This is a genomic window from Nonomuraea sp. LPB2021202275-12-8 (genome assembly GCF_037044575.1).
Classification (GTDB): domain Bacteria; phylum Actinomycetota; class Actinomycetes; order Streptosporangiales; family Streptosporangiaceae; genus Nonomuraea.
The window spans coordinates 1-19339 of record NZ_JBAHWD010000048.1 but is presented as its reverse complement, the minus strand read 5'-3'; the positions used below and the strand labels follow the sequence as shown (position 1 = coordinate 19339).

General features: G+C 71.5%; 17 protein-coding genes. 3 read left to right on the top strand and 14 right to left on the bottom strand.

The features are described from left to right. The first annotated feature begins 43 nt into the window (after positions 1–43). Positions 44–2209: a transglycosylase domain-containing protein gene (locus tag V5E28_RS44615; protein ID WP_336216250.1), complete on the top strand. Its 2166-nt coding sequence runs from the start codon at positions 44–46 to the stop codon at positions 2207–2209. 197 nt (positions 2210–2406) lie between these two features. Here V5E28_RS44615 and V5E28_RS44610 read toward each other — a convergent pair whose 3' ends face one another. The 13 genes from V5E28_RS44610 to V5E28_RS44550 all read right to left on the bottom strand — a co-directional run bounded on the left by V5E28_RS44610 (position 2407) and on the right by V5E28_RS44550 (position 17296). After that, positions 2407–2865 carry an SDR family NAD(P)-dependent oxidoreductase gene (locus V5E28_RS44610; protein WP_336216306.1) on the bottom strand — a complete coding sequence of 153 codons (459 nt, stop codon included), beginning with the start codon at positions 2863–2865 and terminating at the stop codon, positions 2407–2409. 162 nt (positions 2866–3027) lie between these two features. Next, entirely contained in the window at positions 3028–3903 is an 876-nt protein-coding gene (locus V5E28_RS44605) for a recombinase family protein (protein ID WP_336216249.1), read from the bottom strand. Positions 3904–4146: 243 nt separating this feature from the next. Then, complete coding sequence (locus tag V5E28_RS44600) at positions 4147–5709, bottom strand: ABC transporter permease (RefSeq protein WP_336216248.1); 1563 nt, start codon at positions 5707–5709, stop codon at positions 4147–4149. After that, entirely contained in the window at positions 5706–6602 is an 897-nt protein-coding gene (locus V5E28_RS44595; protein ID WP_336216247.1) for an ABC transporter ATP-binding protein, read from the bottom strand. The genes V5E28_RS44600 and V5E28_RS44595 overlap by 4 nt, the downstream gene beginning before the upstream one ends. Positions 6603–6688: 86 nt before the next feature. Continuing rightward, a complete protein-coding gene (locus tag V5E28_RS44590; RefSeq protein ID WP_336216245.1) occupies positions 6689–8308 on the bottom strand; it encodes a LuxR C-terminal-related transcriptional regulator in 1620 nt (539 codons plus the stop codon). Positions 8309–8487: 179 nt separating this feature from the next. Next, positions 8488–9351 carry an ATP-binding protein gene (locus V5E28_RS44585; RefSeq protein WP_336216244.1) on the bottom strand — a complete coding sequence of 288 codons (864 nt, stop codon included), beginning with the start codon at positions 9349–9351 and terminating at the stop codon, positions 8488–8490. Between the two features lie 197 nt (positions 9352–9548). Continuing rightward, the gene (locus V5E28_RS44580) at positions 9549–9713 is read right to left on the bottom strand and encodes a hypothetical protein (protein WP_336216243.1); all 165 of its coding nucleotides are present in this window, start codon (positions 9711–9713) and stop codon (positions 9549–9551) included. Positions 9714–9773: 60 nt separating this feature from the next. Beyond that, positions 9774–10205, bottom strand: a complete 432-nt coding sequence (locus tag V5E28_RS44575; protein WP_336216242.1) for a hypothetical protein — start codon at positions 10203–10205, stop codon at positions 9774–9776. Between the two features lie 120 nt (positions 10206–10325). Then, positions 10326–13388: a Tn3 family transposase gene (locus V5E28_RS44570; protein ID WP_336216241.1), complete on the bottom strand. Its 3063-nt coding sequence runs from the start codon at positions 13386–13388 to the stop codon at positions 10326–10328. Positions 13389–13439: 51 nt separating this feature from the next. Then, positions 13440–13913, bottom strand: coding sequence for an SDR family NAD(P)-dependent oxidoreductase (locus V5E28_RS44565; protein WP_336216239.1), 474 nt, complete (start codon positions 13911–13913; stop codon positions 13440–13442). 13 nt (positions 13914–13926) lie between these two features. Next, positions 13927–14580 (bottom strand): TetR/AcrR family transcriptional regulator, encoded by a 654-nt coding sequence (locus V5E28_RS44560; protein ID WP_336216238.1) that lies wholly within the window; start codon positions 14578–14580, stop codon positions 13927–13929. Further along, the gene (locus tag V5E28_RS44555; RefSeq protein WP_336216237.1) at positions 14577–15785 is read right to left on the bottom strand and encodes a cytochrome P450; all 1209 of its coding nucleotides are present in this window, start codon (positions 15783–15785) and stop codon (positions 14577–14579) included. Before V5E28_RS44555 ends, V5E28_RS44560 begins: the two co-directional genes overlap by 4 nt. A gap of 239 nt (positions 15786–16024) precedes the next feature. Continuing rightward, positions 16025–17296 (bottom strand): S1 family peptidase, encoded by a 1272-nt coding sequence (locus V5E28_RS44550; protein ID WP_336216236.1) that lies wholly within the window; start codon positions 17294–17296, stop codon positions 16025–16027. A 10-nt stretch (positions 17297–17306) separates the two neighbouring features. On the opposite strand from V5E28_RS44550, the gene V5E28_RS44545 reads away from it, so the two are divergent. Next, positions 17307–17456 (top strand): hypothetical protein, encoded by a 150-nt coding sequence (locus tag V5E28_RS44545; RefSeq protein ID WP_336216234.1) that lies wholly within the window; start codon positions 17307–17309, stop codon positions 17454–17456. A gap of 33 nt (positions 17457–17489) precedes the next feature. Next, on the top strand, positions 17490–18005 hold the full coding sequence (locus V5E28_RS44540) for a response regulator transcription factor (protein ID WP_336216233.1): 516 nt from the start codon (positions 17490–17492) through the stop codon (positions 18003–18005). A 40-nt stretch (positions 18006–18045) separates the two neighbouring features. Here V5E28_RS44540 and V5E28_RS44535 read toward each other — a convergent pair whose 3' ends face one another. After that, entirely contained in the window at positions 18046–19290 is a 1245-nt protein-coding gene (locus tag V5E28_RS44535; RefSeq protein ID WP_336216231.1) for an RNA polymerase sigma factor, read from the bottom strand. Positions 19291–19339 lie beyond the last annotated feature (49 nt).

Genomic DNA, 19339 nt, shown 5'->3' with positions numbered 1-19339 from the left:
TGCTGTCATGGCCGCCATGTCCAGCTCGCATCTTCGCACGCGCATGTCCAGTATCGTCCGGTTGGCCGGGGCCGCTGCCGCCGCCGGGGTGTTGACCGCGGCGTTCGTGCTGCCGGCCGTGGGGGGCTCGGGAGTGGTCGTCGTCGCGGCGACCGAGGCGGTGAACCTCCAGCCGGAGGAGCTCGCGGAGCCGCCGCTGGCGGAGAAGACGACGGTGTACGACGCCGAGGGCACCAGGATCGCCCAGTTCTACGCGCAGGACCGCAAAGTCGTGCCGCTGGAGCGCATCGCGGACGTGATGAAGACGGCCATCGTGGCGATCGAGGACGACCGCTTCTACGAGCACGGCGCGATCGACATCGAGGGCACGGCCCGCGCCCTGGTCAAGAACCTCACGTCGGGCGGCATCGGGCAGGGCGGCTCGTCGATCACGCAACAGTACGTCAAGCAGGTCCTGCTCAACTCGGCGGAGACCGAGAAGGAGAAGAACGCGGCCCTGGAGGCCAGCTACGCCCGCAAGCTCAAGGAACTGCGCCACGCCATGGCCATCGAGCAGAAGTACACCAAGGACGAGATCCTGGAGAAATACCTGAACATCGCCTACTTCGGCGCAGGGGCCAACGGGGTGGAGGCGGCGGCCAGGCGCTTCTTCGGGGTGCCGGCGTCCCGCCTCAACGTGGCCCAGGCCGCCGCCCTCGCCGGTGCCGTGCAGGATCCCAACAGGACCTCACCGGACCGCGGGGCCAAGGCGCGCGAGCTGTTGCTGCAACGGCGCGACGTGGTACTCGACCGGATGGCGGAGCTGGGCCGGATCACCCGGGCGCAGGCCGACGCGGCCAAGGCCCGCAAGCTCGGCTACAAAGGCGTCAAGCAGCCCAACGGCTGCCAGGAGAGCCGCTATCCGTACTTCTGCGAGTACGTCCGGCACGAGCTGTTGTCCGACCCTGCCTTCGGCAAGACGCGGCGGCAGCGGGAGGCGGCCTTCAGCCAGGGCGGGCTCAAGGTCCACACGACGCTGGACCCCAAGGCGCAGAAGGCGGCCGAGGCGGCCGTCAGGAAGCACGTCCACGCCTCTGACCGCGCGCTGGCCGCCGAGGCGCTGGTGCAGCCGGGCACGGGCGCGATCAAGGCGATGGCCGCCAGCCGTCCCTTCGGCGGCTCCGCCCGCAGGAACGAGATCTCCTACAACGCGGTGGCGGACACGGACCACGGCGGGCTGATCGGCTTCCAGCCGGGCTCGACGTTCAAGACGTTCACGCTGATCACCGCACTCAAGCAGGGCATGAAGATCGACGACGGCATCACCGCGGGCGCGGGCTACACCGCGCCCGGCTACGCCGCGTTCAAGAACTGCGCGGGCGAGAACGTGGGCGATCCGTCCTGGACGGTCACCAACGACGAGGGCTCGCCCGGTTTCAAGACCCTGGCCACCGGCACCTGGGGCTCGGTCAACACCTTCTTCATGGCCCTGCAGGAGCGGGTGGGCCTGTGCCCGACCGTCGAGACCGCCACGTCGCTGGGCATCAAGCGGGCCGACGGCGCGAAGCTGCGAGAGTTCGAGACGTTCACGCTCGGCATCAACGAGAGCGACCCGGTGACCGTGGCCACCGCCTACGCCGCCATCGCCGCACGCGGCACCTACTGCCCGCCCATGGCCATCACCAAGATCACCGGCCGCGACGGCAGGACCGCCACCTACCGCCCGCGGTGCGAGCGGGTGCTGGACCCGCAGGTCGCCGACGCGACCGCCCACATCCTGTCCGGGGTGTTCACCAAGGGCACCATGAGCGGCGTCGGTGGCATCGGCCGCCCGGCGGCCGGCAAGACCGGCACCACCGACGGATACGCCAGCGCCTGGTTCGCCGGTTTCACCCCCGACCTGGCCGGGGCGGTCAGCATCGGCGACCCACGCGGCTCGCAGCGCCACAAGCTCACCGGCGTGACCATCGGCGGCCGCTACTACGGCGCGGTTCAGGGCGCCTCGCTGCCGGGCCCCATCTGGAAGGACACGATGACCTCCGCCCTGCGCGGCGTGGCGCCGGCCCGGTTCACGCCGGTCGACACGGCCCGCTTCGGCGGCTGCGGCCAGGACTGCGCACCGGCCCGCCAGCACCCGGACGACGCCACAGACGACGCCGCGGACGACTCCACAGACGACTCCACGGACGGGGCCGTACAGGAGCCGTACGAGGACCCGTTCGGCCAGTAGCGGATCGCGCGGCGACCGCCGTGGTCATACTCCGCGCAGGTGCCGTGCCTCGGCGGGACCATCCGGCCGGTCCTGGTCCTTGCGGGCCAGGATCCGGCGAAGGAGAGGAGGTATCACGCCGGAAGGCCGTACACATCGCACCCACTGCCCCGCCCCGCAGCACGTGTCCGTGTCGACGGAGACTTCCACGTTCTTCCTCAGTCGCGTAGCGAGCCGCCGCCGTCGATGGACCACGTCTGGCCGTTGATCCACTCCGCGTCGTCGGACAGCAGGAACGCCGCCGCGGCGGCCAGGTCGGACGGGCGGCCGAGGCGGGTGCTGCGGTTTCCGGCGAGCCCGGCGGCCTTGAACTCCTCGCTCATCGTCGCGAGGCCGGTCTCGCTGAGCACCATGCCGGGCGAGACGCCGTTGCAGCGGATGCCCTCCTTGCCCCAGCGGGAGGCGATGTGCCGGGTGAGGGCGTTGATGCCGGCCTTGGAGGCGGCGTAGGCGGGACGCACCGCCTCGCCGACGAAGGCCGCGCCGGAGGAGGTGTTGACGATCGCCCCGCGCCCGCTCTCCAGCAGCAGCGGGATGGCCGTGCGGCAGGTGTGGGCGTACCCGATGAGGTTGACCTCCAAGGTGCGCCGCCAGATCGCCGCGTCCATCTCCGACAGGTCGCGGGGGTCAGAGAGATTTGGAACGGAATCCGGCGTTAACGGGGTTCCCGCTGGTCAGTGAGCCCCTGCCGTTGAGGTCCTCCGGACATGGCCCAGGACTCCCGGAGCTACGGCCAGGGGCGAGGTAGCGCTCCAACTGCAGGTCAATGGGTGTTGGAGCTAATCCTTCCGCGTCGCGGAGGCAGTCGCTTCGTCGTGTTCGCGCAGCATCCGGAGGATGGTGGCTGCCGACGGGTGCTGGCCCTTCTTCTTGCCCTTGGTGATGACGAGTTGGAGGGCGATGTCCCTCAAGCTGAGGTTCTGTTCGCGTAGGTGCAGGGCCATGGAGAGCATGGCCGAATCGGTGACAGCGGCTCCGCCGATGCTCTTGCCTCGGGCGCGGGCGGATTCGTGGCCTTCGAGGGTGCGGTCGCGGATGTACTCGCGTTCCATCCCGGACAGGGCGGCGAGCACGGTGAAGACCACCCCGGACGGGTCGTGCGAGCCTTGCAACTCGCCGTTGAGGAACTCCAAGCCGATGTCGTCGGCTCTGAGTTGCTCGGCGAGGGCGGCCAGGTCGATGCCGCGGCCGAGCCGCTTGTGCTCGTGGACGACGAGGGTGACCGCAATGCCCGAGGCACGCATGTCCCGAGCGAGGGTGACGGCCTTGTCGAGTTCGGGACGCTGCTTGGCGCGGGTGGAGATCTTCTCGTGGAAGATTCGGGTGACCCCGGCCGTCTTCAGCGAGTTGAGTTGGGTGTCCAGCGACTGGCGGACGGTGGACGCGCGGGCGTACCCGATCCGCGCGTGCCCGGCCGGCGTAGTGTCGGCCACGGAAGGGCGCGGCAGTTCTATCCAGACGGAGCCTGGCTTGCGGGCGGGCGGGGTCGGTACGTTGAGGGTCTTGGCCAGTGACGATACGAGTCGGAACCGAGCGGTGTGGTACTGCGCGGCCACCCGTCCCTTGCCGGTCCGGCACGGTGACCCGGCCGGGGCCGCGCAGGAGGACATCGGGCAGTCGTTGGCCTCGACCCGCTGGAAGTCGCCGTCGCTCACCCCCAGATCGTTTCATCTGCTGTTGCAAACGTCCAGAGCTATGCACCGACCTATGAAACAAAGGCGCGGCGTGAACGTCCAGGTCGCGCGAGCGGGCTCGTCGTGTTTCATAGGCGACCGCTTATGAAACACCGCACCTGACTGCACCATCGAGAGTGTGGGCATGTCTTGGGCATGGTGCTGGGGGTACGGAGAGATCCGCCCTGGAGTCCAGGGCGGATCTCTCCGTGGCGTCGCTGGGGCTCAGGTGAGTGCCCTGCGTCTAACGGCGGCGAGGCCGGCCGAGACCAGGACGGCGGTGATGCCTGTCATGATCGCGATGGCGGTGGCCGTGAAGGGCTCGCCGGAGATGACCATGGGCAGGTTGGGGTAGGGCACTGCGTACTTGGCGATCCAGTAGTCGATGCCGAGGATCGGGCCGAGCACCTCGCCGAAGAGGTTGACGAACAGGAAGGCCGCCCAGGAGATCGCCGCCGCGGCGCGGGGCAGCAGGCCGAAGGCCAGGACGCCGACCCCGGCCAAGGTCCAGGTGGCGGGCACTTGCACCAGGGCGCCGGCGAGGACCTTGCCGGGCGCTCCGGCCACCAGGCCCATGGTCAGTCCCGCGGTGGCGAGGATCAGGGCGGTTCCGGCCAGGGCGAAGAGCAGGTGGCCTGCGACCCAGCGCACGCGGGAGACCGGGGTGGACAGGAGCAGCTCAGCCCGGCCGGTGGTCTCCTCGCTGCGCAGCCGCAGCAGGACCAGCAGCGGGTAGAGGGCCGAGACGTAGCCGAGGCTGAGCGCGATCAGCCACAGGTAGGCGTCGGTCATGGTGGCCTCGGGCGAGGCGGTGTAGCGGCGGAAGAACTCCTCGACCGCAGCGCCCTGCCGGGCGACCTCCTCGATGGAGGTGGCCAGGGCGCCCAGAACCAGCCCGGCGATCGCGTATCCGGCGATCCAGCCACCGAGCAGGCCCTTCTGCAGCCGCCAGGCCAGGCGCAGGGAGCTGCGCAGCCGGTCGGAGGCGGCCGGGCCGGGACGTTCGGGAATCAGGCCGTGGCCCAGGTCGCGCCGGGCGAGCAGCCGGTAGGCCAGGGCGAGGGTCGCGGCGGTGAAGGCGAGGCTGAGCAGCAGCACGGCCACGTTGTTGTCCCCGTACGGCCGTACCAGGTGCGACCAGCCGTGCGGTGAGAGCCACTTGAGCGCGGCCAGGCCGCTGCCGTCGGCGACGAAGCGCAGCACGTAGCTGAGGCCCAGGCCGAGCGCGGCCACGCCGATCGCGGTGCGCGCGGTCTGGGTGAGCTGGGCGGCCACCGCGCCCATGCCGGCGAAGACCAGGCCGGCGGCGGCGATCGCGGCACCGAAGGCCAGCGACCCGGCCGCGCCGGCGCCGGTCGCGGCCATGGCGGCGGCGGTGAGCAGCCCGGCCAGGACGGCCGAGCCGCAGGCGACGGCGAGCGCGGCGGTCAGCGGCGCCAGGCGGCCGACCACGCCGGCCCCGACCAACTCGGCGCGGCCGGACTCCTCCTCGCCCCGGCTGTGCCGGACGACGGTGAGAATCATGATCAGCCCGAGGATGGTGTAAATGGCGTCGGCGTTCTTCCAGACCGCCATGCCGGCCAGGGTGGCGGAGGGGATCTCCCCGGCGAACGCGGTCAGCGCCTGGTTCGCGGCCATCTCGCGGGCGAAGGCTGCGATGTCGGGAATGCCGGTGGCGTACCGCTGGACCTGCCCGGCCGCGAGCGCGACGAGCAGCACCAGCCAGAGCGGGACGACGAAGCGCTCACGCTTGAGCGCGAGCTTGGTCAGGGTCCAGGTGCCGTTCATCGCTCCGCCTTCGCGCTCTCGTAGTGGCGCAGGAACAGGTCCTCCAACGAGGGCGGGGTGCAGGTCAGATCGCGTACGCCGACGCGGATGAGCTCGGCCAGCGCCGCGTCCAGCCGGGTGCGGTCCACCTCGAAGGAGATGCGGTTGCCGTCGATTCGCACCGCGTGCAGGTCCGGCATCCGGGTCAGGCCGTTGGGCGGGGAGGCCAGCTCGGCGCTGACCCGGCTGCGGGACAGGCCGCGCAGCTGGGACAGGGGCCCGGCCTCGACCGTGCGGCCGCGCCGGATGATCGTGACGCGGTCACACAAAGCCTCGACCTCCGACAGGATGTGGCTCGACAGCAGGACGGTCCGGCCACGCTGCTTCTCCTCGGCCACGCACTGCTGGAAGATCGCCTCCATCAGCGGGTCCAGGCCGGAGGTGGGCTCGTCCAGGATGAGCAGGTCGGCGTCGGAGGCGAACGCCGCCACCAGGGCGACCTTCTGCCGGTTGCCCTTGGAGTAGGTTTTGGCCTTCTTGCGCGGGTCCAGCTCGAAGCGCTCCAGCAGGTCGGCCCGCCGGGCCCGGTCCAGGCCGCCGCGCAGCCGGCCGAGCAGGTCGATCACCTCGCCGCCGGTCAGGCCCGGCCACAGGCTCACGTCGCCCGGCACGTAGGCCAGCCGCCGGTGCAGCTCGGCCGCCTCGCGCCACGGGTCGCCGTCCAGCAGCGTCACCCGGCCGGAGTCGGCTCGCAGCAGGCCCAGCAGGGTTCTGATGGTGGTGGACTTGCCGGCGCCGTTCGGGCCGAGGAAGCCGTGCACCTCCCCGGCTCGCACGGTCAGGTCCAGACCGTCCAGGGCCCGGGCCCGGCCGAAGGACTTGACCAGTCCCTCCACTTCGATGGCCAGTTCCATGGCCGCCACGCTCCTCGTCTTGTTCGTTTTGCTGCTGGTCAAGACGGTAGAAGCGGCGAACATTCAACGGTATCGGGCATGTTCCCCTATTCGAGGTTCAGGCGGGCCAGCTCCGTGCGGGTGGAGACGCCCAGCTTGGGGAAGGCGCGGTAGAGGTGGTGGCCGACGGTCTTGGGGCTGAGGAACAGCCGTGCGGCGATTTCCTTGTTCGTCGCGCCGGTCGCCGCGAGCCGTACCACCTGCAGCTCCTGCGGGGTGAGCTGGGCCGCCGCGTCCGCCGCCGCCGGGGTGGAGCTTTCGCCGGCCGCGCGCAGCTCGGCGCGGGCGTGCTCGGCCCACGGTGCCGCGCCGAGCCGTTCGAAGCGCTCCAGTGCCTCGCGCAGGTGCGTGCGGGCCTCGGCCTTGTGCCGCTCGCGGCGCAGCCATTCGCCGTACAGCAGCTCGGTGCGGGCCCGCTCGAACGGCCGGGCCTCGCCCTGCAGCTCCAAAGCCCGCTCGTACAGGGTGCCGTCGCCGGTCGTCAGCGCGCGGCAGCGCAGCACGAGACCGTCCTCCCAGGGCAGGCGGGCGGCGGCGGCCCACTGCTCCAGCCGGGCCAGCGGCTCGGCAGCGCGTTGCGGGCGGCCGAGCCGCACGGCGGCCTCCACCTGGTCGGCGGCGAAGTGCACGCCGGGGCCCACGTGCTGGATCGGGCCGCGGGTGGCCGTCTCCAGCCGGTCCAGTGCCGCCTCGTAGCGGCCGTAGCCGAGGTCGAGCAGCGCCAGCGCCCACTCGCACCACGCAGCGACCAGCGCGTTGGCGTGCGCGGGGAACTGCCGCAGGCTCTGCTCGGCGGGACGCGTGCCGGGCTCGTCGCCGCGGACGGCGGCCACGTACGCCAGCAGCGCCTCGGCGTGTGCCATGCGGCTGGGCTGGCCGATGTCCGCGGCGATGCGCAGTGCCTCGCTCGCGGACTGGACCGCGTCGCGGTGGCGGCCGAGGTTGATCTCGGCGGTCGCCAGCGTGCACAGCACCATCGGCAGCCAGCCGATGGCGCCGCTCGTGCGGCTCTCCTCGGCCAGGCCGGCCATGATGTCGCGGGTGTCGTCGTAGTCGCCGGTCAGCAGCGCCTGCGAGGCCACGTTGAGCCGCAGCCCCGGCGGCCCGTTCCTGCCCTGCGCGATGTGCTCGCGCAGCAGCGCCACCCCGTCGGCCGCCTCGGCCGCATCGTCGGAGTACAGCTTCAGCGCCCCGCCGATGGACGCGACGAGCCTGTCCCTGACCGTGTCCGGCGGCAGCTCCGCGAGGATGCGGTGGGCCTGTGCCACCCGTACGGGCTCGCCAGCCGACCAGGACGCCCGTGCCGCGTCGGCCAGCATCGACGCGGCAGTGTCCGGATCGAGCGGCGCGACCTGACGGGCCGCCGTGACCAGCACCTCGTGCACCGTACGCAACGAGCCGTGCTCAAACTCCACCCGGGCCCGCACGGTCGCCACGCGCGCCAGCACGCGGGTGTCCTCGGTCAGCCGGAGCGCCTGCCCCGCCAGATGCCGGGCGCGATCGGGCAGGCCCGCGTCCACAGCGATCTCCCCGGCCAGCGCCAGCCGCCGCGCCCGCTCCGCCTCCTCGAAGGTGAGCCGCACGGCCCGTTCCAGCGCCGCCACGGCCGTGGCGTGCCCAGAACGCCGGCGGGCCCGCAGGGCAGCCCCCTCCAGCTCCGCCGCCACCTCCTCATCCGCTCCTGTGGCCGCCGCCGCCCGGTGCCAGGCCGCCCGGTCGGGGTCGCCGGCCAGCGCGTCCGCCAGCGCGGCGTGCGCGGCCAGCCGGTCCGTGAACGGCGCGCCCCGATAGGCGGCCGTACGGATGAGCGGGTGCCGGAAGACGACCGTCTGCTCCTCTACGGCGATCAGCCCCTCGCCCTCGGCGGCCGCCAGCGCGTCGCCGCCAGCCCGAGAACCGTCATGGCCCGCAGCGTGGCCGCCAGCGCGCCACTCTCCTCCGCCGCCGCGACCAGCAGGGCGTTACGGGCCGGCGCGGGCAGTTTGGCGATGCGTTGCTGGTAGGCGTCCTGCAGCCGGTGCGGCAGCGGGAGGTGCCCGGGCTCGCCGCCGTCGGTCTTGGGCAGTTCGAGCAGGGCCAGCGGGTTGCCGTCGGCCTCAGCCAGCACCCGGTCGCGTATATGGACGGGCAGGTCGGGAGCGTGCTCGGCAAGCAGCGCCCGCGCAGCCGTCGCATCCAGCCGCTTGAGCGCCAGTTCGGGCAGGCCAGGCAGGGCGGCTCCCTCTCGCGCCGCGAACAGCAGGAACACCTTCTCGGCCATCAGCCGGCGGGCGGCGAACGCCAGCGCCTCGGCCGACGGCCGGTCCAGCCACTGGGCGTCGTCCACCAGGCACAACACCGGCCCGTCCGCGGCCAGCTCCGCCAGCAGCGACACCGTGGCAAGGCCGACCAGGAACCGGTTGTCGCCCCCCGGCGCGGCCAGCCCCAGCGCCGCCCGCAACGCCTCCGCCTGAGGACCGGGAAGGCCGGGCAGGTGCCCCATCGCGCCGGACAGCAGCACCTGCAGCGCCGCAAATGGCAGCTCGGCCTCGCTCTCCACGCCCGTGCAGCCGAGCACCTGGAACTCCTGGCCCGAACCCGCCCACCGCAGCAGCGCCGACTTGCCGCCGCCCGGTTCACCCAGGACCACGACGGCGCCGCCCCGGCCAGAGGCGGCCTCCGCCAGGAGCCGGCCGAGTTCCCGCTGCTCCCGCTCCCGCCCATACAACATCAGGCGCTCCTTGCGCTCACAGGCATGGTGATCTCAACGCTGGGCAGCATACGCGTTTGGCGGTGTGCCGCTGATTGGGCAGCGCGTCCAGATCCACCTCCTGCGGCATCTAATGCCGATGGAAGGCGCCGCCGCGGAGCCCGCTGCGCAGGGCGGGCCCGCGATGTCGGCCGTCACCGCCTCGCGCAGCACGTCCTTCAGGCGGACGCCAGCCAGCGGCACCAGTTCGGCCATGGCCGGCAGGTCATCGGCCGGGCCTGCCGGATGCGAACGCCGGCGGCGCCGGACCAGCCGTTGATCAGATTCTGCTCGCTCAACGCCTCGGACTTCTTGCGTGCCCTCAACCGGCTGCCCTTGCTCACCGCGTCGCCCCTTCAGACGTCTGTCGCCGCAACCCCTGCCAGAAGGTCCCGGGGCCGGCCTTACTCGCCGGGAGCGAGATCCGGCAGGGTGTAGACGGGCAAGTCGATCCCGGTCGCGCTGAACCGTTCGGCCCACATGGCGACGTCTCCGGTGTCGTCATCGCCGGGGTCGGGGTCGGGGTCGGGGTCGCCAGCCACCCGCTGTGCCTCCTCCCCGCCGCTGCGCAGTGCGTCGGCGAAGTCGCGCAGCGCGGCCACGCAGTTGTAGGGGTTGCGGGCGGCCGGGGTGCCCTCGCCCGGCTTGGTGGCCTTGACCGCATCCCACATCGCGTCGGCATACAGCCGCAGCGCCTGCCGGGCCCGCACTTGCCGGGCCCGGTCCACCGGATCGAGCTGCGCCAGCAGCGCCGCGTCCAGCTCAGCCAGATCATCGGCCAGATCGATCACGTTGTCTTGATGGCGGGTGTCCCACTCGCCGCTGTCAGCTACCACGTCGGCGACGCTACGCCTTCCGCATGCTCCTCGTCCCCTGCTCTAACCAGGCGCTATGCCTTCGCGGACACCCCACCTGGAATCGAGGAAGATCACCGGGGCCCGGCGGGGGCATCCCCATCAATCCTCGTCGTCGGCGTCGTCGGCGTCAGGATCGCGCAAGGCCCGCCGCCCGGCGCCCAACTGCGGACGTTGGAAGGAATAGCGGCCGTGCACGTTGATGTGCCGCCTGATAAAGGGACTGAGCCGGGCCACATCGTCATCCAGCACCGGATAGCCCTGCGCCCGCAGCTGACGCAAAGCGTCGTCAATGTAGACCGTGTTCCACAGCACCAGGCAGTTCAAAACAATGCCCAGTGCTCCTAATTGGTCCTCCATTCCCTCGTAGTAGCGCTGGAACACCTGGCTCTTGCGGCCATGGAAGACTTTCTGCGCCAGATCGTGACGGCCTTCCTGGAGGTTGCGGATGCCCTTGATACCGCGCCGCATGCCCTCGTCATCGATCAGCGCCAGCACATGCAGACTCTTGAAAATCCGGCCGTAGGTGTTGATCGCCTCGCCCATCGCGGTCGGCCGGCCGTCGCGTTGCAGCATCCGCACCACGTCATACGGGTTGACCGCGCTGGTGTAGATGGAGCCGACCAGACGCAGGATGTCCGGCCACCACCGGGTCACCTTGCCCAGATCAAGCCGCCCGCGCGCCAGCGCGTTCAGCGCCCCGTAGTCGGCGTCGGCCTGCACCCGCCACAGCTTCTGGTCCGGCAGATCGGCCAGCGCCGGACGGTATTCCTTGTCCAGCAGATGCGCGAGACCGAATACCAGATCGCTGTACGATCCGGTATCGGTGACAATCACATCGGCCCGGCGGCCCTCGCCCGAGCCGAAGATGACATCCAGCGCGTGCAGGCAATCCCGGTCGGTGCCGGACACGATTTTCGCCGCGATACCGAACGCCTGATCATTTATCATGTTCAGCCAAGTGATTCCGCGCTTGGGCCCGAAATACTTTTTGTTCGGCCGGGCGTACGCCGACGGCACCGGGACCACGAACCGCATGCCGTCGATGGCCGCCACCAGCCCGCCGCCCAGCGCCTGAGCGAACCCGATCCCGGCCTGCTTGGCGATCAGGTGCGGGTTGGCCGCGCCGTAGTTGTCGGCCCGCAGGTAGGTGTGATCGACGTAGCCGAGCCGGTGCCGCTCCAGCGCGGGCACGCCCTTGACCGCGATCGGCCCGTAGGTGATGTTCAGCGCCTGGGCGGTCAGGCACGCCGCCACCGAGATGTCCAGGTCGTCCAGGTGCGGGCCGGTGCCGGCGATCGAGGTGAAGGCCTCCATGAACTTCGGGCACCAGCCCAGCACCTCCACGACCGCCTCTGAGATGTCCACCCGCGGCATCATCGCCTCCACCCGCTTGCGCAGGTCGATCAGCGACGGCGGCTCATCGATCGCCTTCACGCTCGCCACGTGGATCTTGCCGTCGTCGTCGATGGTGACGGAGGTGTTGGTGGCCAGCCCGGCCCGCACCACCCGGTAGGCGCGATCCAGCCGCTCGGCGTGCTCGGCCAGCAGCCCGGCGGGGTCTTCGGGCAGGCCCAGGTCGGTCAGCACGCTGTACTTGACCGCCGCCCAGGCCGCACCCTTGAGCAGCTGGGCGTCCGGGTCGCGCCACCGGCTGGAGGCGGGCGCGTGGATCTCACGCCGCTTGAGATGGCGATGGAACTGCTCCAGCACGCAGAACACGTACGCGTTGCGATCGACCAGCCCGTCCGTGCGGGCCGGATGGCCGAACACCAGCCGCTTCCACGCACCCGTCACCACCAGCGGGTCGATCAGCCGCAACGGCAGCACCGTGACCGGATGGTGGCGCGAGCGGTAGGCCAACGCGTCCGGCAGGCGCTGCATGGCGGCCAGCACCCGCCGGCCCTCGGCGTTGGCCTCGAACGCGATCACCGCGGTCAGCAGCTTCACGAACCCGGACACGGTGGCGTACTTGTTCGCCATCGCCGCCCGCCAGCCGCCGTCGTCCTCGGCGTCCGGCGGCGGCACCAGCCCGGTCACGGTGGCCACCGCCGAGCGCAGCTGAGCGCGGGGCACGACCGCGTCGATCATCTCCCACACCTCGAACAGCCGCACGTCCTCGCTCCACGTCTCGGCCTCCAGCAGCACCTCCACCGCCTGGGCCAGCCACGCTGAGGCCTTGGCCAGGCGCGGATGCTTGACGACCTTCTGCTTGTCGGCCTCCCGCTGCGCCTTGCCGAGCAGCTCGGTCACCATGAGCAGGTCCAGCAGCTCCAGCGTGTCGTCGATGGTCTTGGTCTCCAGCCGCTGCGCGGTGGCCAGCAGCGTGGCCAGGCGCCGCGAGGCGGGATGCTTCTTCAACTGGGAGGAGTGGGCGGTCAGGCCGTAGCGGGCCAGCTCGTCCAGCCGCCGCTGCGGCACCGCGGCGTCCAGCTCCAGCCGGCCCAGCTCGGTGCCGCCGATCTCGGCCACCAGGTCCAGCGACTTGACGATCTGCGGCCCGGACGCCTTCGACGGGCCACTCCGCCAGCGCTCCAGGTCCGAGACCTTCTTGCCCGGCGGCACCTCCAGCAGCAGGTCCAGCGCCGCCCGCTGCTGCGCGCTCGGCAGCGCCGCCAGAGTGTCATGCAGCTCCCGCGTCGCGCGTTCCCGCTCGCGCGCCACCAGCCGGGTCAGCGTGCTGATCCCGGGCAGCAGCACGTCGTTCTGCCGCAGCCAGCGCACCGCGTACTGGAAACAGGCGGTCGGGCCGTCGCCGGTGTTCCACGCGTGCGCCCGCACCTTGCCCGCCAGCTCGGCCTCGGCCGAGGCGAAGTCCTTCAGACCGAACGCCTTGGCGATCTCCCAGGTATGTTCCAGCCGCGTCTTGTCCCGCTCGGTGTAACGCTTCACGCAGGACGGATCCTCGATCCCCAGCTGGCCGGCGACGACGTCCAGGACCTCGTTCGGCACCTCCAGCGGATCGGCCAGGAAACACCCCAGGTAGCGCATGGTCACGAGCTGGAGAGCGAAGCCGCACCGGATGTGCCGGCCGCGATGCGCCTTGATCAGAGCCATGTCCTCGTTGTCGAGAAAGAAGATCTTCTCCATCTCGACCCGGGAGGGCGGACCGTCGTAACGGCCGTACTTCGTCGCTTCTGAGTCGCTCAGGAAGTCGACAGGCATGTACGCAACGTATGACCCAACAGACACAGCGTCATCAGAGCAACATAATCGTTACCAACTGCTACCTACCGTCACACAACGTAGATCAAAGTCGCGCTGTGAAACCGAACGGAATCCGGCGCCAGCCGCGTTCGGAGGCAGGGAAACCCTCGGCTCGCTGACCAGCGGGAACCCCGTTAACGCCGGATTCCGTTCCAAATCTCTCCGACCCCCGTCGCCGTCGCGGCCCAGCGTGGCCTGGGACAGGTCGGCGCCCACGTTGAACAGCCCGTCCACGCCGCCTAACTCGGCCACCGCCCGTTCGAACAGCGCCCGCACCGACGCCTCGTCGGCCAGGTCGAACGCGGCCGCCACCGCCGTGCCGCCGGCGGCGGCGATCCGCTCGGCCGTCTCCCGCGCTCCGGCGAGGTTGACGTCGCCGATCAGCACGCGCGACCCCTCCTCGGCCAGCCGCTCCGCGGTGGCGGCCCCGATGCCGGTGGCGCCGCCGCACACGACGATCCTCTTGTCCTTCAGTCCACGCATGATGTGTCCGTCCTCATCGGTTGTCGGGCGGGGTGACTTCGGCCTGCCACAGGCCGACCAGTGCGTCGATCAGGCCCACAGCGGTGGCGCCCCAGCTCGTGCGCGGCGTCGGCCCGCCTTCGTGCAGGGCGCGTTCGCGCTCGGCCAGCGTGTGTACGGCCAGCAGCCGGCTCATGTCGCCACGCTCGGCGTGCACCTCCGGCGGCAGGCCGGGCAGCAGGCGGAACATCCCCTCCAAGGTCCGCCGCATCGAGGGCGTCGCCACGGACTCCTCGATGATGATCTGGCGCAGTGCGGGCACGGTGGTGGCCTGCGCCAGGCAGCGAGCCCGCCAGCTCGGCACGCCGAGCGCGTCGAGATGGTCGGTGGCGGGCCGTACCAGGCAGGAGACCCACTCGCGCAGGTCGTCGGAGTCGGCGATCGCGGCCAGCATCTGCAGGCGCCGCTGCTCCGTCTCGGTGGTGTAGCGGCGCACGATCGCCCGCACCAGGTCGGCCTTGGCGCCGAAGTGGTAGCCGACCGCGAAGTTGTTCGCCTGCCCCGCCGCCTCGCTGATCTGGCGGTTGGAGACCTCGCCGACCCCGTGCTCGGCGAACAGCCGCTCGGCGGCGTCGAGAATGGCCTCACGCGTCTCTCGTGCGCGTTCGGTCCTGCCGGCCACGGTCACCAACGCACCGGCACCCGCTCCAGCCCGCCGACGACCAGACCTTCGCGGCGCCTGAGCTCCTCGGCGGGAACGGCGAGCTCCAGCGCGGGCAGCTTGTCGAGCAGCACCTTGAGCACGGTCTGCAGCTCGGTGCGGGCCAGCGCCTGGCCGATGCAGGAGTGCGGGCCGGCGCCGAAGGCCATGTGCGGGTTCGGCGCGCGGTCCAGCAGCATGTGGTCGGCCTGCTCGAACTGCCGCTCGTCACGGTTGGCCGCGGCCATGCTGCACACCACCGTGGTGCCTCCCGGCAGCGTCTCGCCGGCCACCTCGACCGCCTCGCTGAGGTAGCGCGGCATGCCGAAGCCCGGGTTGGCGTCGAAGCGCAGCACCTCCTCCACCGCCGGGCGGATCAGGGCGCGGTCGGCCAGCAGCGCCTCCCAGCGGCTGCGGTCGGCCAGCAACATCGACACCATCTTGCCGATCATGTTCGCGGTGGTCTCGTGCCCGGCCACCAGCAGCCCCTTGGCCGTCCCCAGCATCAGCTGCTCGGTCAGGCGCCCGTCCAGCCCTTCGACGAGCGAGGCCAGCTCGCTGATCAGGTCGTCGCCGGGCTCGGCCCGCTTGGCCTCGACGTGCGCGACGAGGTAGGCGTCGAACTCGACCTGGGCGGCGTCGATCTCGTCCTGGCCGAACTTCGTCATGCTGAGCATCGTGTCCGACCAGTACGCGAACCGGTCGCGGTCGGAGTCCGGGACACCCAGCAGGTCGCAGATCACCCAGACCGGCAACGGGAAGCCGACCGTGCTCACCAGGTCGCCGGGCGAGCCCTCGGCGATCAACTGATCGACCAGGTGCCCGGTCATGGCCTCGATCCTGGGCTGCATCGCGGTGACCCGCCTGGCGGTGAACGCCTTGCCGATGAGCTGGCGCCAGGCCCGGTGCTCGTCCCCGGTCATGCTGCCGCCGCCGCTGCCGAACACCCCGCCGGACTCGTTGGCGGTGACCCGGGCGGCGTCGTCGGCGTCGAGCTGGCGGGTGAAGCGGGGGTCGGACAGGACCTGCCTGACGTCGTCGTAGCGGGTGAGCAGCAGCGCCCCGTCGCCGCTGGCCAGCCGGATCGGTGCGACGGGGCAGCCCTGCCGGAGCTCGGCCCACTCCTGCGGAGGCTCCAGCGCGCTGGGGTTGCGGAAGGGGTATTCAGGCGTCTGGGCGCTGGCCTTGGTCAAGTCGACTCTCCCTGAGGTGCGGCTGAGTGTCCATTTAAGTCACTCCGCTTACTTGAGGTCAAGCGACTCGAACGGTGCTGACGGTCGCCTGAACAGCACGTTCCCCGTGCGTGGCGCCCTGACGCGGCGCTGGCAGGCGGCTGCGGGAGGCCGAGGACAAGCTGGTCGGGCCGCCGCGGCGAGGTGGGCCGGCTGCTCGCCGGCCCACCTGCCGCGGATGGATCACGCCCCGCGAAGGGTCACCACACCTGGACGTAAGCGCCGAAGGCGAGGGCGACGTCCCAGGCGCGGGAGAAGACGATCTCGCGCCCGCCGGTGTGGCCGCCGCAGTAGGTGCTCTTGCTGAAGGCCGAGAAGATGCCCTGCGCCGCGACCTCGTCGTAGTAGTTGGTGTAGGAGAAGACCGGGCCGCCGCTGTCGCCCTGGGCGCCGGCGCACGCGCCGTTGACGTGCTTGGCGCGGACCATGTGCTTGACGTACTGCCCGTTGGTGTAGGTGCCGCTGTAGCCGATCTTGGTCACCTGGATGAGGCAGATCTCGCCCATGGTGGCCCCGGAGTTGCACACGTAGTTGCCGACGTACGCCTTCCACAGCTGCACCACCTTGTTGCTGGTGGAGGAGGCGCTGCCGCCGTCGAAGACGTTGGCGGTGGCGTTGGCCAGGACGATCGCGGCGTCCCGGTTGGAGATGCGCCAGGACAGGTTCCCCATGCGGTTGGCCACGTCGTGGGTGCCGCCGCCGTCGTAGAACTCGCTGCCGAGGTTGCCGCAGTGGGCGGCGGTGAGGAACCCGGGGGTGCCGTACTTGTCGTAGACCGCGAAGCCCGAGCTGCAGCCGTTCCCGGCGGTCTTGTTCAGGATCCGGCCGCCGGCGTAGTAGCTCGGGACGTCGTTCTGCCTGTTGTACGCCGGGGTGAACTGGTTCCCCCGCTCCAGGGTGATCGGCGCCGAGGTGCCGTTCGGCCGTTGGAGCTGGTCCGGGGTGGTGTCGTCGCCGGCCACCGACAGCTCGACGCCGCTGCCGTCGGGTTCGGGCGCGGCGCCGGTCACCTGACCGGCCTCGGCCCACCGGTCGGCCTCGGCCAGGAGCTGTGCCTGGGTGTGGGCGGCCGGTGAGACCCGAACCGGAGCGATCTGGCGTCCCTCCTCGATCCTGGCCTGGACGGCGGGTGGCACCTCGCCCCGCCAGTACAGGCGTACCTCGTGGTTCTCCGGCGCGACGATGATCCCCCCGTACCCGTCGGCGGTCTCGGCGGTGGCCAGGATCCGGTCGGCGACCGCGTTCAGCCGGGTCTGCTCCGCGAACAGCGCGCTCCAGCTCCCGAACCCGGCGGGCACCGCGTCCCGCGGCTCCGTCCCGTTCCTGACCGGCGTCTTGCCGGGGTCGTCGGCGACCTTCACGGTCCGGTCGCCCGGGTCCTCCTGCGCCGCGGCGGTCCCCGCGCCCAGCAGCGGCAGGAGCGCGCAGGCCAAGCCCAGGACCGTCAGGCGTAAGCGGTTCTTTCCATGCATGGTTCCCCCCATGAGTGTCGGCGTTTTTGCCCGGGTCATCACAGCACGTGAGCCGGATCGCATCCGCGTCGATTTCCTCGCTTCGGCTGTGTCTTTGGATCTTGTGCGGCACAGGCGGATCGCCGAGGAGAAAGCCGCGAATCGTACTTTCGGCCGGTAGAGCCGGCGGGGTTCCTCTCCTACGCTGATCGCCGTGCGTGTTCCCGATCCGCTCAAGGTGGTGGCTGACGCAGGGCTCGGCGTCGCGTTCGCGGCTACCGTCGCCTTCCAGGCGTACCGGATCGCCGACAGCTGGGGCGTGCGACGGCGTCGAGGCGATCGAGCAGGCCCGCTGCGCCGCGGCGCGGCGGGGTTCGTGCTGAAGGACGCGGGCCCGGTCCTGCTGGTCGAGGCCGTGCGGGCCGCGTACGCGGGAGACGCGCTCATCTCGCCGTCGATCGCGCGGCGGCTGCTGCGCCGCCTCGCCGACAGCGGAACCCGGTCCCGGGCCCGCGCGCCCGCTCAGCCCCTGACCGCGCGGGAGATCGAGGTCGTGCGGGCGGTCGCGAGGGGACGCACCAACCAGGAGATCGCCGGCGAGCTGTTCATCTCCCTCAGCACGGTCAAGGGGCACGTGTCAGGCGTCCAGGCCAAGCTCGGTGTCCGCAACCGGGTCGGAATCGCGGCCTGGGCATGGGAGAGCCGCATGATGGGCGACCCGCGCCGGTAGCGGCGGGAATGCGCGCCACGCGGCTCGTTCGGCCGCCACGTCACGGGCCCGGTGCCGGATCCGGCCCGGCGGCTTCGACGGCACGCAGGCGGCGTCGCAGGTGGGCGCGTTCGGGCTCGGTACCGGCCAGGGCGAGCGCCTCACGGTAGGCGTCGGCGGCCTCCGAGAGCCGGCCGAGCCGTTGCAGCAGGTCCGCGCGCGCCGTCAGGTACGGGGAGTAGGCGCGTAGCCGCGGCTCGCCGGCCAGCGCGTCGAGCAGGGCCAGGCCCGCCGCGGGGCCGTCGCGCAACGCCATCGCCGCCGCCCGGTTCAGCTCGACGACGGGGGAGGGCGCCAGTGCGAGCAGCACGTCGTAGAGCGCCACGATCTGCGGCCAGTCGGTCGTCGCGACGTCCGCCGCCTCGTCGTGCAGCGCGGCGATGGCGGCCTGCACCCCGTAGGGGCCGGGCGGGCCGCCGGACAGCGCGGCGGGCACCAGCGCCCGCCCCTCCTCGATCATCGTGCGATCCCAGCGGCCGCGGTCCTGCTCGTCGAGCAGGACGAGGTCGCCGGCGGGCCCGATCCGGGCCTCGCGCCGCGCATGGACCAGCAGCATCAGCGCGAGCAGGCCCGCGACCTCGCGCTCGGCGGGCAGCAGGCGGCGCAGGATCCGCCCCAGCCTGATGGCCTCCTCGGCGAGGTCGAGCCGCTGAAGGTGCGGGCCTGAGCTGGCCACGTACCCCTCGGTGAAGATCGAGTAGACGACCTGGAGCACGCCCGGCAGGCGCGTCGGCAGCTCGTCCACGCCGGGCACCCGGAACGGGATCCGGGCCTCGCGGATCTTCTTCTTGGCCCGCACGATCCGCTTGGCCATCGTGGCCGCCGGGACCAGGAAGGCCCGCGCGACCTCGGGTGTGGACAGTCCCGCCAGGCAGCGCAGCATCAGCGCCCCGCGATCTTCGGCGGCCAGCGCCGGGTGGGCACAGGTGAAGAACAGCTGCAGCCGCTCGTCGGGCAGCCCGCCGGCGTCGGCGGCCGGGGCGGGAGCCGCCCGGTCCGCCTCCGCCTGCAGGATGGCCAGCCGCGCGGCGTAAGCCTTGTCCCGCCGGAGGCGGTCGACGGCCCGGCGCCGAGCCGTCGTCATCAGCCAGGCGCCCGGCTTGGGTGGGACGCCGTCGACCGGCCAGTGTGTCAGCGCCGCCTCGATCGCCTCGGCGGTGACCTCCTCGGCCAGGTCGAGGTCGCCGAACCGCCGCACGAGGGCGGCGAGCAACAGGCCGTGTTCCTCGCGGAACACGGCCTCCACCGATGCCTGTGCTCCCTCGGGGTGCGCGTCGGCCATGGTGATCTAGAAC

Bases quoted from the DNA above. Each gene is read 5' to 3' on its own strand.
- V5E28_RS44615 (WP_336216250.1), top strand. From the start codon at position 44: ATGTCCAGTATCGTCCGGTTGGCCGGGGCCGCTGCCGCCGCCGGGGTG.
- V5E28_RS44600 (WP_336216248.1), bottom strand. From the start codon at position 5,709: ATGAACGGCACCTGGACCCTGACCAAGCTCGCGCTCAAGCGTGAGCGC.
- V5E28_RS44595 (WP_336216247.1), bottom strand. From the start codon at position 6,602: ATGGAACTGGCCATCGAAGTGGAGGGACTGGTCAAGTCCTTCGGCCGG.
- V5E28_RS44585 (WP_336216244.1), bottom strand. From the start codon at position 9,351: ATGTTGTATGGGCGGGAGCGGGAGCAGCGGGAACTCGGCCGGCTCCTG.
- V5E28_RS44570 (WP_336216241.1), bottom strand. From the start codon at position 13,388: ATGCCTGTCGACTTCCTGAGCGACTCAGAAGCGACGAAGTACGGCCGT.
- V5E28_RS44565 (WP_336216239.1), bottom strand. From the start codon at position 13,913: ATGCGTGGACTGAAGGACAAGAGGATCGTCGTGTGCGGCGGCGCCACC.
- V5E28_RS44550 (WP_336216236.1), bottom strand. From the start codon at position 17,296: ATGCATGGAAAGAACCGCTTACGCCTGACGGTCCTGGGCTTGGCCTGC.
- V5E28_RS44545 (WP_336216234.1), top strand. From the start codon at position 17,307: ATGAGTGTCGGCGTTTTTGCCCGGGTCATCACAGCACGTGAGCCGGAT.